The sequence below is a fragment of the Pseudoalteromonas sp. QJM3NY_12 genome (genome assembly GCF_056173165.1).
In genome coordinates this window covers 3291073-3305323 of the sequence record NZ_CM149661.1, presented here as the reverse complement: position 1 = coordinate 3305323, position 14251 = coordinate 3291073, and the positions used below count along the sequence as shown (strand labels likewise).

Annotated in this window: 8 protein-coding genes; 5 read left to right on the top strand and 3 right to left on the bottom strand. The window is 40.2% G+C overall.

Going from position 1 to position 14251, the window contains the following annotated elements:
- Positions 1–99 precede the first annotated feature (99 nt).
- Positions 100–2913, top strand: coding sequence for a TolB family protein (locus AC0VZ5_RS15460; RefSeq protein ID WP_475473575.1), 2814 nt, complete (start codon positions 100–102; stop codon positions 2911–2913).
- Positions 2914–2958: 45 nt separating this feature from the next.
- Here AC0VZ5_RS15460 and AC0VZ5_RS15455 read toward each other — a convergent pair whose 3' ends face one another.
- Both AC0VZ5_RS15455 and AC0VZ5_RS15450 read right to left on the bottom strand, forming a co-directional pair.
- Complete coding sequence (locus AC0VZ5_RS15455; protein WP_475473573.1) at positions 2959–4104, bottom strand: tetratricopeptide repeat protein; 1146 nt, start codon at positions 4102–4104, stop codon at positions 2959–2961.
- Between the two features lie 48 nt (positions 4105–4152).
- On the bottom strand, positions 4153–5286 hold the full coding sequence (locus tag AC0VZ5_RS15450) for a PepSY-associated TM helix domain-containing protein (protein ID WP_413400977.1): 1134 nt from the start codon (positions 5284–5286) through the stop codon (positions 4153–4155).
- A 271-nt stretch (positions 5287–5557) separates the two neighbouring features.
- Between AC0VZ5_RS15450 and AC0VZ5_RS15445 the strand changes: the two genes are divergently transcribed.
- Positions 5558–6172 carry a PQ-loop domain-containing transporter gene (locus AC0VZ5_RS15445; protein WP_464710769.1) on the top strand — a complete coding sequence of 205 codons (615 nt, stop codon included), beginning with the start codon at positions 5558–5560 and terminating at the stop codon, positions 6170–6172.
- 65 nt (positions 6173–6237) lie between these two features.
- Positions 6238–7026 carry a PhzF family phenazine biosynthesis protein gene (locus AC0VZ5_RS15440; protein WP_198522161.1) on the top strand — a complete coding sequence of 263 codons (789 nt, stop codon included), beginning with the start codon at positions 6238–6240 and terminating at the stop codon, positions 7024–7026.
- Between the two features lie 51 nt (positions 7027–7077).
- On the opposite strand, the gene AC0VZ5_RS15435 is transcribed toward AC0VZ5_RS15440, so the two are convergent.
- On the bottom strand, positions 7078–9588 hold the full coding sequence (locus AC0VZ5_RS15435; protein WP_475473570.1) for a zinc-dependent metalloprotease: 2511 nt from the start codon (positions 9586–9588) through the stop codon (positions 7078–7080).
- 290 nt (positions 9589–9878) lie between these two features.
- Here AC0VZ5_RS15435 and AC0VZ5_RS15430 point away from each other — a divergent pair, with 290 nt between their 5' ends.
- Both AC0VZ5_RS15430 and AC0VZ5_RS15425 read left to right on the top strand, forming a co-directional pair.
- Complete coding sequence (locus tag AC0VZ5_RS15430; RefSeq protein ID WP_290167298.1) at positions 9879–11057, top strand: efflux RND transporter periplasmic adaptor subunit; 1179 nt, start codon at positions 9879–9881, stop codon at positions 11055–11057.
- A 13-nt stretch (positions 11058–11070) separates the two neighbouring features.
- A complete protein-coding gene (locus tag AC0VZ5_RS15425; RefSeq protein ID WP_138608653.1) occupies positions 11071–14202 on the top strand; it encodes an efflux RND transporter permease subunit in 3132 nt (1043 codons plus the stop codon).
- Positions 14203–14251: the final 49 nt, after the last annotated feature.

The following is a 14251-nucleotide window of genomic DNA, read 5'->3' as shown; positions in this document are numbered from 1 at the left end:
ATACACATTTGCACATGCTTTATTACACTTTTTTACTGCCCGTTTTTCCCTTTTAATAATACTCTAAGCATTATTAAAAGCACTATTTAAGGGATTATTGTGAAAAAGTCACTCATTGCATCAGCCTTATTACTGGCTGCACCAAGCTTCGCAGCCAATTGGCAAACCATTCATACTGAGCATTTTAATGTTCACTTTAGCAGTGAACATACTGATTTTGCTAAATCGACTGCTGTGGAGCTGGAGATTGTCCGTACAAAAGTGCTTGAGCAACAAAACCGTGCCCTTGATAAAATCGTCGATGTGGTGGTATTTGATCCTTTAAATGCAGCTAATGGCTTTGCCTTACCAACCTCTAATAATCCTGTTATGGCGCTTTTTACTACGCCACCACAATCGGATACGGTAATCTCAAACTCATCGGGCTGGCAGCAATTACTAATATTGCATGAGTACATTCACTTAGTGCATTTAGCGCAGCCGACTCGCAGCGAGTGGCAACAAAAAATTAGAGGGGTATGGGATCTTTACGATTTAACCTATGGTGACACACCGCGCTGGGTAGCTGAAGGATACGCCACCTTAATTGAGTCTAAAATGACAGGGCGAGGGCGGCTCTTTGATAACTATTCTGAGGCAATACTCAGGGAGTTTGCTCAGCAAGGAGCGCTTCCGACCTATGGGCAACTAAATAGTGATGAAGGCTTTATGGCGGGCTCCATGGCGTATTTAATGGGAAGTCGGTTTTTATACTGGCTAGAGCAAAATTACTCAGAGCAGTTGGTCGATAACGTATGGGTTCGTATGCGAGCGGTTAAGTCTCGAGATTTTGATGATGCATTTTCTGGTGTATTTGGGCAAAGCGCTGCCAAGCTATATCGTCGATTTATTGCTGAGTACACTTATAAAGCAATGCAACAAGAGCAAACCGAGTCACCACTTAATAGCAAGCTTTGGTTAAAGCTTGATTTATACGCTAGCAACCCCGTTCTTTCAGATGATGGCAGCAAAATTGCCATAGTGGAGCGTGATAAAAAAAGTAATACCAAGCTCATAATTTATAGCACTGAAGACAACACTAAAGCGCAACAGCAATTTACTAAAGCACAAAAGCAATTACTTGAAGATGATGCTAAGGATATTCCTGATACTGCGCCAAGTGTATTTAAGCGCGAACAAAAACAAATATTAAATCAAATAAATCGCGCAGGTATTGCCAATCCGCAGTGGGTAGGCAATAACACTCTTTATTTTAATGCCTACAGTAGTGAGGAGTCGGGGACTTATAACAAAGTGTCTGACATTTTTAGCTATAACATAGATACTGGCAACGTCGAACAACTCACTGAACTGGCTGGTATTCGTCGTTTTAGTGTTACCCGCAATGGTGAAACACTTTACGGTGAGCAAATAAGAGCTGGGTATTCTGAATTAGTAAAAGTCGATCTTAATACACAAGCAATCACGCCACTTTTTACCAAGAGCTTAAAAACGACGTACGATTACCCGACCCTAAGCCCCGATGAAACAAAATTAGCTTATTTGTCAGCGTCATTAAACGAAAATTGGCAATTGTATATACAAGATTTGAGCGGTGATACTAGGCAGTCAGTCCCAATGCCTAATGGGTATCAGTATTTAAGTCAGCCGAGTTTTAGTCAAAATGGGGAATCTATCTATTTTGTTGCTGGCCTAAATAATAAGACTGATATTTATAATTATCATATAAAAAATAACACCCTCACACGCTTAACTAACGGGCAAGAAGCGCTCGCATACCCGATTGAGGCTGAAGATGGCTCACTACTTTATTTCTCTATTAATGCCGATGGCCCTGATGTAAAAACGCTAACAACAAAAAACCGCACAGCCGTGACTGATTTCGCTGTAAACAGTGAAGCTCCATTGTTGATGGTAAATAAGCATACCCTGCCACCGGCAAAAATATATACCGATGAGATAGCAGAGCAAAGCGATTACGCAGTACTTGATCAGCAAGCGACGTTTGCCTTGGGATCACAGTATTATTCAGCGTCAACCAGTTTGCTAAGCGTAGGTATAAAAAGTAGCGACTTATTAAAGCAACTTGATTTACAAGCGGGTTATAACATTGATTTGCATGACGGTGCATTACATGGAGGCTTTGTACAAGCAAAATACAATGCGTTAAATACAAAGTTTAAGCTTGCGCTATTTGATTATAATTTGGGTACATCACATCAATATCAACCTAGCTTAAACGCTGATATTGACGCCCGAGGTGGTTTTGTTGCAATAAGCCATCCATTGAAATTTGGCCAGCTTCAGTTAACCCCAGAGCTTGCTTATAACTATACAGATTATAAAAATAGCCATAAAAATTGGACACGGTTGAGTATTGCTCAGCAATGGCAACATGACCGCCAATCATTTGCCATAGGGCAGAGTATTTATGCCAGTATTTATGATGGGCGGAATCACAATAGTCATTGGCAAGGTTATGACTTGGCAACAAAAGTATTTGGTAAAGCATTTAATATTCCCATGTTTGTGAGCTTTGAACAAAAACAGCGAGACGATAGTGATTTAGCTTTAGGTGGGTTTAGCTCTAACCTGATTAATCAGCAACAAAGTAGCGAGTTTGTGCTTGCTGCTGAACTGCCTTATTACAGTGCAACTGCAGAGCGTTACCAAGGTTATGGTGGTGGCATCAGCTTTAAAGAAGGCATGCCTTGGCTTTATTACAAGCAACATCAATTAGACAACAGCGTTTATGCACAAAGTTATGGCTTAAAATACCAAGGTGATTTTAGCTTTGGGATGGGGCCTGCAGGCGTAAACGACCTAACTTTTAATGCTGGGCTGTCGCGTGTTGAAGGTGACAGCTTTGAAGATGAAATGCGCGCGTGGTTAAGCTTTTACTACTCTCTTTAATATTATGGGTAATACACTTTTAAATATGTATTACCCAAAAGCAACCTACTTTGGTTTAGTAAGCGATGCTAACTTTGCTTGGTATATATTGAGCTTTTCATTGTCTCGCTCATATTTAATGGCTTGTTCAAGCAAGGCTTGTGTTTGTTTAGACTTACCTTGAAGATAACGAATTTTTGCAAGCTCTAAGTAAAGCTCTGATATATATGGGGCTTTTGCAATTGCTGACTCAAGGTGGTTTTTAGCTTGAGTTACCTTTCCTTCTTGCAGGTTGTTTTTAGCAATAACCAATAGCTCGTAAGGGTCTTTTTCTTCATTAATTAATTGGCTTGTTAATTGTTTTTCTAGCTCTGTATCGCCAAGATCTTTTGCGAGTAGCCGATAGTTATTGATTAAGTTTATACTTATATCGTTTCTATTTAGTGCGGTTTGGTAAATCAGTTGAGCGCTTTTTAAATCGCCTGCACGGCGATGTAATATACCCGTAATATTGAACAGTTCAGGATCGTTAGGAGTAAAAGAATTAGCTTTCAAAATAAGAGAGTAGGCTGTATTGAGTTTATTTTTAGCTAATGCCTCCGCCGCTAAATTGCTGTAAAACTTATTGAGTAAATCATTATAGGTGGCGCTGCCAGCATAAAAGCTGCCGCGGGTTGGGAAGTAATCTATTAAAGTGCCTGGGCGAATAAATACAATAAAGTTATCATCAGTTTCTTCTTCCGGTGCGTAAACTTTGGTTCTAAAATGGTTGGCTATGTAAACTAAACTTCCCTCTTTGGCATACACAGGTTCGCTGGTCATTTCTTGAAAACTGGTGTCAAGATCTAAAAGCGTGGCGTAGCTTTGTGTCAATATAGCTAAGCTAATACAATTGCCTTGTGAGCGTTCAATAGTTTGTTTGGATGTTAGTGTATCGCCGTGATACTTAAAGTTGGTAAGCTGGTTTTCTAGGTAGTTAAAAACAATTTCATCAGCACGTATCTCATTTAAGCGCTTCTGTGCATAAGCTAAAAACTTTTCTTTTTCAGGTTCTGGAAGCTCAAAAACACTGTGTTCATTAGGGGTTTCAACACGCTTGAAAAGAGAGTGGTTAATTATTTGTGTAAGCTGTACCTTTTTAATTTGCACTGCTGGTTGAGTACTACTGCATGCAGCTAAAAAAAAGCTAAGTGTAAAAACTAGATATTTCATAAATCACCTCACTGTGACTTTTAAGATTACAATGAGGTGACTTTATAATCAAGCACTTACAGTGCGATGCTTACTTAAGCGATTTTTGTGTGATTGCTTTTTACGTTTACGGCGTGTAAGCCATAAATAAAAGCCTGTACCAGCCAGCCATACAGGGCTAAGACCAACAATACACCAAAGTATTTTACTGATAAGCCCTGCAAAATAGCCAAAGTGTAGTTTTCTAAAGCTATCAATTACTTGCCAACCAACTCCGGTTTCACGAATATCCCAGTTAGCCATGTGTTCACCTGTTTGCTTATTGTAGGTTATGGTATTGGCGTATTCACTGGTAAGTGGATTACTGGTATTTACTTCGCCATAAAGAGTAATATTTTCATCAGGCTCTCGCGGGAAAACTAAAAAAGTAGTGTTAAAAGTGGGTATTTGCAGCTTACTATCATTAAGAATGCGCTCAAAAGAAATGTCGTCACTATATAATTTATTTGTAATAGTGTAGTGCTCTTCTTCTGCGTGTTCTATTACTTCGTGATACCACACAGCGCCATTAAAATAGCCACCGGTAATCGCTAAAACGATAAGGATAGGTGAACCTAATACTCCAGTCATTTTATGAATGTCGCTTAGTACTATCTGCAAAGTTGCTCGCCAGCGTACGCTAAATAGTCGCTGCCAAAATTTGCGGTAAATAATTAAGCCAGTAATACCTAAAGTTAATAAAAATAGAGCAAAAAAGAAGCCTAATACGGTACCTGTTTGCCCTGGTAAGCTTTTTAAGTCGTTAAGTAAAAAAGTATAATGGAGCTCTAAAAACCAGTCAGTAAAATAATGAGTGGTGCTTACTGGTTCTGATAAAACCTCTCCTGTGTATTGGTCTAAATGCAACTTATACCAATCGTCAGTTCCACGCTTAACCAAATAAAGCCGGTCAGCGGTGCTGTTATTAAAAAGCTCCCAGCTTCCTACTACATATTCAGGAAAGGCTGCTTCGGCTTTATTTATTAATGAGTCCATAGGCAAACGTGCAGCTTGTTGCTGTACCACAAAGTGTTTATCTGGCATCAGTAGGCCATCAATTTCACTTTTAAACACTAAAACACTGCCAGTAATGCTAATAACAATTAACGGAATAATGGCAATTAGCGCCAACCAACTATGAACTTTAAACAGTGTTTTTCTCATTACTTAGGCTTGCATGTTAATCTGTAGATATGCGCATGATAACAGTTATCATTTGTGTTGCAATTATAAAAGGGTGAGACTGTGAAGTTTTAGTAACGGTTTTTGTATACTCAGGTTGCCACAGGAGGAAATTAAAGTTGGTGTGAAGCTTGTATAAAAGCTAGCCAGTCCTACAATGCGCGCACATAAATAAAGCCTTTAAAAACAAATGTTTAAAAAATGTTTTATTTCTTCCTTTTCATTAACAACAATGTAACGAGCGAGGTTTGCTTTGGCGTATTATTTGCCTATTTTGTCAGTATTTATTTTGGTTTTTAGTTTTTTACCGTTACTCAATAAAATTATAAAAAACCGCAGTGTATCAGGTGTATCACTGTTAATGATGACATTTGGTTTAGCGCAAAGTGTGTACTTTATAAGCTACAATCTTTACTTTGCTCGCTTTTATATTGCCTTGCCGTTTTTTGCGACAGGCTTTTTAAGCGGACTAATTTTATACTTTTTTGCACGTTATAATGCCGCTAAACGTCAGAAGCTGCAGTTACTTGGCATGCTTAGCTTTTCGTTATTACCTTTTTTGTTGCTGTTAAACCCTAACCTAGATACTGCCACTGTGCTAAATGGCTTAACCTATGTGGGCTTAATCATGAGTTCAGTACGAGTTATGCCACAAACCTACAAAACACTTCGCACAGGGAATATTAGTAACCTTAGTGCTCGCTATTTTAGTTTACAATTTATAGCTGGTATCTGTGGTTTGTTTGCAGAGCTTGCTATGCCTGTGCAAAGTACTTCGCATATACTAATGTTTGTTATGATATTACTGACTAATGCGGTGCAGTTTGCGTGTATGCAGTATTATCGCGTACGTCCTGTGTTGGCATAAAATTATAGTGACCGTTAATTTCATTTGTGGCACTTTGAGTGACCAATAAATAAAAAGTGCCCACTATGAAATTAACTATCCATCAAATCGATGCGTTCAGCAGTGAACTGTTTAAAGGTAACTATGCCGCTGTGATCCCACTAGAATCGTGGCTTAGTGATGATCTTATGCTGAATATCGCTTCTGAAAATAACGTATCTGAAACTGCTTTTACTTGTCAGTCGGCAGATGGAAGCTTTGCGATACGTTGGTTTTCGCCATTAATGGAGATTGATTTTTGCGGCCATGCTACTTTAGCAGCGGCCTATGTGCTTTGTGAGCAACATAGTATATCGCAGGTGCGCTTTAGCGCAGAGGCGGTGGGCAAACTGATTGTTAATAAAAATAACGATGGCAGCTTTGCTATGACCTTTCCTAAACAAGCCCCTGAAGAGGTTCGGCTTATCCCTGATGCTTTATTAGCCGGCCTGTCTATACAACCTATTAAAGTGCTGAAAAACCGCCAAGCTTATTTTGCTATTTATGATAATGAGCAGCAGGTTGTAGATCTGAAAACAACCAATGAACAACTAAAAAAATTAGCCCCATTAGATGTGGTTGCAACAGCACCGAGTGTTGAGTATGACTTTATTTCTCGTTATTTTTGGCCTGCCAGTGGTGGTGATGAAGACTTTGTGACCGGTTCAATTCATACCGGGCTTGCCCCTTATTGGGCAGAACAATTTGGCAAACACTCTTTAAATGCTTATCAGGCTTCACAACGGGGTGGGAAGTTACATTGTGAAGTGGGCAGTACAACAGTGACATTAACGGGTCATGCGGTAAGATACCTAAAAGGTACTATTTACCTTTGAATTAGTGTAAAAAAGCCACGTAAAACGTGGCCTTGGTTTACTCAGTGTTATTTACGCTTCTAGCGCTTTGCTAATTAAGCGGTCGATATACTTTTTATGTGCTTTGGTTGCGGTATCAGCGCCCCATGCAACATCTTGATTGGCTATTTGAGTTAGCTGATATAGCGCGGCTGTTTTCGCTAAGTTATCGTATTTACTTGCTTTTTCTAAGCCTGCAATTGCAATAAGCTGATTTACGTATTCAATCTGTAAGTTATGACTGATTGAATTAGCGTTTTTGCTATCAACAAAGATACTTGCAGTTAAATCCCCCATAAATTGCGTAAGGCTGTATTCATTTCCATATAAAGCAGTGTCTGAAATACGTAGTAACACAGCAGGATGCAGTAGTTGCGCTAACACACCTTTTTGCATGCCTAAAATCATTTTATGCGGTTTAGGGTCTTCGTTTTTACCATAATGATTAAACCCACGACGCTGCTGCTGCATAAAGTTATACAAAGGCTGCATGCTTTGCAGTACATTTGGAGCAAACACATACTCAGCTAAAATAGCCATTGCTTGGGTTTGGCGCTCAAGTGGCACCGGTGTAAAAGGCTTAGCTGCATTTTCATCACCTACGACAGCACGCTCTACATAAACCCCACCAATTTGACGAGATACCACGCCTGCTTGTGCACGGTATTGGCCAAATAGGCTGTTAGCAGAAGTAACAAGCTGTTGGTAAGACTCGCCTTTTACTGTAGCTTTGTCTTTAAGTTCTGAAAATAGTGTATTGATCAGGGCCATTCTATCTGCACCATAAGCTGCAGGGTTAGACGATAAATCGCCAATCATCACGCGAGGGTCTATGTGGCGACCTGGTGCACGCATATCGTCGGCATCGTTACCAAAGGCCAGTGCATGTTCGCTTGAGCGAGCGAGTATTTTATCAAGACGAGCTTGTTCTGCTGCTTCATCTTTAAGTGCTGCGCTATAGCCGTAGTTTATTGCCCAATCATCGTACGGACCTGGTTTAGTTTGGAAAATATCGCCTTGAGTCACATCCGTTGGCGCTATATTTGCTGGCGCATAGTCCATTACTGAGCCGGTTACTATACCTTGAGTTTTACTTTTGTCGTGAACTTCTTTCTCATCCCACAAAATAGAAGATTTCATGTTGTGATTAAGACCTAGAGTATGCCCTACTTCATGTAAAACCAACTGAGTTAAACCTTGGCGTAACATTTCAGTATCTTCAATATCAGCGCCATTTGCTAAGCCTTTTGCAAGTATTAGGTTTTGTTGTAATTCATGACCTAAAGAACAATTAAGCTCAGTGTTGCTTCCTGGTTGTGTATGGCTCATAGTGCCTTGAGTATAAAGCGTATCGTATATCCAGCGGTTTTTCATAAATACAAACTCAAGCATAATGTCTGAGCCTAAAATTTCACCGGTTAGCGGGTTAGCTAATGCTGGTCCATATCCACCAAAAGGTGGCTTAGGCGATGAAGTCCAACGCAGTACATTATAGTTAATATCGCCGGCATCCCAATCGGCATCATCAGGTTGTACTTTTACTTCTATTGCATTTTTAAAGCCTGCCTTTTCAAATGAGCTATTCCAAGCAAGTACGGCGTCACGAACTGTATCTCGCCACTCAACAGGCGTAGTATTTTCTATCCACCAGGTAATCGGCTTTACTGGCTCTGAAAGTGCTGCGTTTGGATCTTTCTTTTGTAGGTCCCAGCGCTTTATTACATCTTGGTATGGTGCCCAGTCAGTTGATGTCATTTTATCAAACTGATTGGTGAAATAACCAATGCGCGCATCATCAAGGCGAGGTTGATAACTATTTTCAGGTAAAGCCACAAATGAATGCTGTACTTTTACTGACACGCTTCGTGGATCGCTTATCGCACCTGAGCCTCGAACGGTTGGGCTACTATTAGTAAAAACATAATCAACCACCAGATCTAGGTTGTTAGGGTATGGGCGCTGTTTGATGATACGTGATTTTTTATCATCTAATTTACCTACTTTAAAACGCTTTTTAGCATTTTTATCGTTCGGATCAGGTGTTGGCGATACTTTATGCAGGGCTTCACTTAAAAATAGCTTGTTAACATTAAAGGCTATTTTACCCTCTTCTTGCTTTTCTATTTTTATACTTGCAAGTACTGCTTCGCTAATGTTTGCCTCGCTGGCTTTAGCTAGCGCACTATTTTCGTTAAATAAGTAGCGCGGGGTTTTGCTAATAATATCGATACGATCAAAGTATTTTCTAAATTCGATTAACTTTGTTTCACGGTACGCGCCACGAAAGTGGCCCGCATCAGTCGCGCCGTCAATGGTGTGTGCAAAATAAACAAAAGGAGTATCGAGTTGTGACTCGTTAATTACCATTAGGTGGTCGCCGGTTTTTTTATCTTGGTAAAGATTAAAAATGCCAACAAATTCGGTTTGGCCTTCAATCATTTCACTTAATGTTTGTGGCTCTTTTTCTTCTTTTTTTTCGGCAGCGACAGTATAGCTACTGCCAAGCGCTATACTAAGCGCCAAGGTAAGTGCGGTTAATTTCATAGTTTGTCTTTTGTAGTTGTTAATATGATTTTACTGTACGGTGTGTCATGCGGTTTCGCACAGCATCTTTGCTAAATACTAACTCAAAGTATTTAGCTTTATGATTTATAATGGTAAAAATTTGTAACAATACATTTATAGAGCGAATCCACGAGGCTTTCTAAGGGTTTATACTTTATCGAGCAAGACCTTGCCTATACTTTTTTGTAACAGTTGCTTACAAATGTCACGTTAATGTTTCATTAAGCTTTGGTATCATGGTGCTAATAGTAATTTGGGAGTAAAAAAAGATGCAAGGTAATGTACTTAGGTGGATTTTTCCGTTCGTAGCATTGGCATTAGGTGTGGCCGGTTTTGCTGCAATTAATGCGATTGCAAAAGAGTCAGATAAAAAAGAAGTCATAGACACCCGTCCAACGGTGCAGGTTGAAGCCGTTTCCGCAAATAATCATCAAGTTATTATTAATAGTTATGGTGAAGTGCAGCCGCTTGAAAATACCCAGCTTTCAGCTCAAGTATCCGGTGAGGTAGTTAGCTGGCATCCGAGCTTTGTAGCAGGTGGGATTGTGGGTCGCGGTGAAACCCTATTTACAATTGAAAAAGATAACTACGAAGCCGCAGTTTTGCAAGCCGAGGCTGAACTTGCCCGCGCGCAAGCGATGTTAATTGAAGAGCAAGCGCAAGCTAAAGTTGCAGAAGATGAAGCAAAACGTTTCCCAAATAAAGCGCGTACAGATTTATTTTTACGTAAACCACAAGTGTTGAGTGCGCAGGCCGCTGTTAAATCGGCGCAAGCTGCATTAAAAAGGGCACAACGCGATTTAGATAATTGCGAAGTGAGCGCACCATATGATGCACTAGTGGTGAGTCGTAATGTAGGTGTTGGTCAGTTTGTCACTATGGGCGCTCAAGTTGCCGAGCTGAATAATATTGAAACGGCCGAGGTGATTATTCCTATTGCAGGCTTTGATAGTGTGTTTTTACCTGAACGCGTTAAAGGGGTAAAGGCAACTGTTATTAAAACAGGATTAAATGGGTTTACTCGCCAAGCAGCGATAGATCGCGACTTAGGGATTGTAGATAACGCGACCCGTATGAGTAGTCTAGTGATTCGAATTGAAGACCCTTATGGGCTTACTAACCAGCAACCTGCAATTAAATTTGGCACCTATGTACAAGTAAACTTTGCCGGTACTATGCTCAATAATATTTATCGTTTACCGCAAGAGTTAGTAAATAACCAAACTGTATGGATAGTTAATGATGAGCAGCAATTAGAGCCACGCAAGGTGAAAGTAATTCGTGAAGAAGGTGAATACTTCTATATCAGTGATGGCTTAGAAGCCAACGACAAGCTTGTTACTACCTTACCAGAATATCCACAAAAAGGGATGGCAGTAAAGGTAGCTAGTTTGACAGAGACTAAAAGTACGGATGCAGCAGACAATGCATCTGCTGAAAAGCTTTAAGGTAGGGTGAGTTATGAATAACACAGAGCAACCCAATACCAGTAAACAAACAGGGTTAATTGCTTATTTTGCTAACAACTCTGTTGCTGCCAATTTGATGATGTTTTTTATCATTGTCATGGGGCTTATAAGCTATTTTACTATTCAGCGACAAATGTTTCCGAATATAGAAGTTAACTATATTACGGTGAATGCAAACTACCCTGGGGCGTCGCCACAGGAAATTGAAGAAAGCATCTTAATAAAAGTTGAAGAGTCGTTAAAAGATATTACCGAAATTAAAAAAGGGGTGTATCGCGCATTTCGTAATGGCGGTTCTGCCACCCTTGAAATTAACACCGACGCAGAACTTACCGACGTTCTCGATAAAGTAAAACTGCGAGTTGATGGTATTGCGACTTTTCCTGCGGGAATGGAACCAGTCACCATTAGCCAAATAGAGTTTCGCCAAGATGTAATTGGTATGACATTAGTTGCCGACTTACCGTTAAATGAGCTTAAGCCAATAGCGAACCAGGTTGAAGACGAACTACTGCAGTTATCGAATGTATCTTTAGTGGTAAACGATGTGCCATTGGATGAAATTGCCATAGAAATAGAGCCAGACACACTTCGCCAATATAATTTAACTTTATCGGATGTAGCAAATGCGGTACGTCGCTATTCGGCTAATTTTTCAGCCGGACAACTAAAAACTGATGCTGGCGTTATTTCGGTTCGAGTAGAAAATCAGTTTTATTCTGGTGAAGAGTTTAGGCAAATTCCGGTAAAAATTGGCGCGAACGGTGCCAAAGTGTTGCTACAAGATATCGCTATTATCAAAGATCAGTTTGTTGAAGGTGAACGTTACTTTAAATTTAATGGCGAAAATGCGGTTTATTTATCGGTAAAAGCCACAGAAGATCAAAATATTATTCCGGTGGCTGATTCGGTTAAAGCGTATATTGATCAAAAAAATAAAGAACTGCCATTGGGTGTACGTATAGAGCCATTAATGGACTTTACTTATTACCTAAATGCGCGCTTAGACATGATGAAAGCTAATTTACTGCAAGGTGCAATTTTAGTTGCCCTTATGCTTTCGTTATTTTTACGCTTTAAGCTTGCACTGTGGGTAATGATTGGTTTACCAGTGTGCTTTTTAGGTGCGATGATGCTGATGCCATTATTTGGTATCACGATTAATATTGTGTCTTTATTTGCCTTTATTATGGTGCTGGGGATTGTGGTAGACGATGCCATAGTCATAGGTGAAAGTGCTTACACAGAAATAGAAAAAAAAGGCGGCGGTGTTGTTAATGTAGTTAATGGCGCTAAACGAGTGGCAACCCCTGCCACCTTTGGTGTACTAACAACCATTGCGGTATTTGCACCATTTACGCTTTCAAGCGGGCCTGAAAGTTCCTTTTTTATAGGTATTTCAGTGGTGGTAATATTATGCCTAATATTTAGCTTGATTGAATCTAAGCTGATATTACCGGCACACATTGCGCATACTCACTTTTCTCCTATTAACCCTGACGGTTGGCGAGCGCGCTTTAATAAGCGCTTTTTTGGTTTTGTAAATGGGCCGTATAGGCAGTTTATTGTTACTTGTATAAAGTGGCGTTGGACGGTGCTATTTAGTTTTGTTGCGCTATTAATTTTCACCTTTGCGTTAATATCGTCTAATCAGGTGAGAATGATCCCATCACCTAAAGTGCCGCATGACTTCCCGCAAATTAATCTTGAGATGAACGATAACGTATCAGACATCCAAACTATTAATGCTATTCGCCAAATCGAAGCCATGGTGCTTGAAATAGATAAGCAAACAGCGCGCGAAGAAGGGCAAAAAATGATTCGCGATGTATTGGTATTTAATCAAGGTCGTACAGAGGCGCAACTACTAGCGCCATTGGTTGATGAAGATTTACGCCCTTATAATGCTTTTGAGCTTTCGCGCCGCTGGCGTGAAGCTATGCCAAATATTGCAGGTGTTAAATCGTTAACTATTCAAGATGATGTTGGCGGTGGAGGCGGCGGTAGTGGCGGTGAGTTCGGCTATTTACTGTATGGCTCTGACATTGATACATTGAATGAAGCCGGGCGTCGCTTTATTGGATTATTGCAGCAACAAGAAGGCTTATTCGACATAAGCTCTACCATTGACCCTGCTAGCAAAGAAGTACAAATGAGCTTAAAACCAGTCGCTTTTGACTTAGGGTTAGATTTGGCCTCAATTGCAAATCAAGTAGGTGCGAGTTTTTATGGTGGCGAGGCGCAACGTGTTATTCGCCGCGGTGAAGAAGTGCGGGTGATGGTACGTTACCCTAAACTTACCCGTGAAGCGTTTTCATCGCTTAAACACGCGGTTATCACCACGCCACAAGGTAGGGAAGTGCTGCTAGGAGATGTGGTTGAGTTAACTGAAACCCCAGGTATTAGTTATATTCGTCGTGAAGGCGGCTATCGTACTGTTTATGTATATGGCAATATTGATGAGGAAGTGATTGAACCTGGAGAAGTGGTTAAGCAAGTAAAAGAAAACCTACTGCCACAATTACTAGATGAATACCCAAGCGTTAAGTCAGAACTCGGTGGCGCAATTGAAGAACAACAAGCTCAAGCTAATGAGCAGTTACTATTTTTTGCTGGCGGTATGATTTTAGTTTACATATTACTTGCCGTGCCGCTAAAAAGTTACTCTCAGCCATTAATTGTAATGTCGGTTATTCCATTTAGTTTAACGGGCGCAATATGGGGGCATTTTTGGTTTGGCTTAGACATTAGCTTAATGTCGGGCTTTGGTTTAATTGCCGCGGCTGGGGTAGTTATTAATGACTCATTAGTAATGACTGATTTCATTAATCAGGCGCGTCGTGCTGGTATTAGTATAAAAGATTCGGTTATTGAAGCAGGCTGTGCACGCTTTAGACCCATACTACTTACCTCAATTACTACCTTTGCTGGCGTATTACCGATTATGTTTGAAACTAGTTTACAAGCTAAATTTGTAATACCGATGGCGGTAGCACTTGGTTTTGCTGTTATGTTTGCAACACTAATCACCCTTATTTTGGTGCCGTGTTTGTATATTATTTTAACTGATATTGGGGCGCTAATTAAACGCCCGTTTGCAAGTAAAAAGGTGAGTGTGAGTTAATACCACACATATCATGCAGTTGAATAAAAAAGCCAACCGTTAAATCGGT

Coding starts and splice junctions, on each gene's coding strand:
- AC0VZ5_RS15430 (WP_290167298.1), top strand. CDS start 9,879: ATGCAAGGTAATGTACTTAGGTGGATTTTTCCGTTCGTAGCATTGGCA.
- AC0VZ5_RS15435 (WP_475473570.1), bottom strand. CDS start 9,588: ATGAAATTAACCGCACTTACCTTGGCGCTTAGTATAGCGCTTGGCAGT.
- AC0VZ5_RS15425 (WP_138608653.1), top strand. CDS start 11,071: ATGAATAACACAGAGCAACCCAATACCAGTAAACAAACAGGGTTAATT.
- AC0VZ5_RS15440 (WP_198522161.1), top strand. CDS start 6,238: ATGAAATTAACTATCCATCAAATCGATGCGTTCAGCAGTGAACTGTTT.
- AC0VZ5_RS15450 (WP_413400977.1), bottom strand. CDS start 5,286: ATGAGAAAAACACTGTTTAAAGTTCATAGTTGGTTGGCGCTAATTGCC.
- AC0VZ5_RS15455 (WP_475473573.1), bottom strand. CDS start 4,104: ATGAAATATCTAGTTTTTACACTTAGCTTTTTTTTAGCTGCATGCAGT.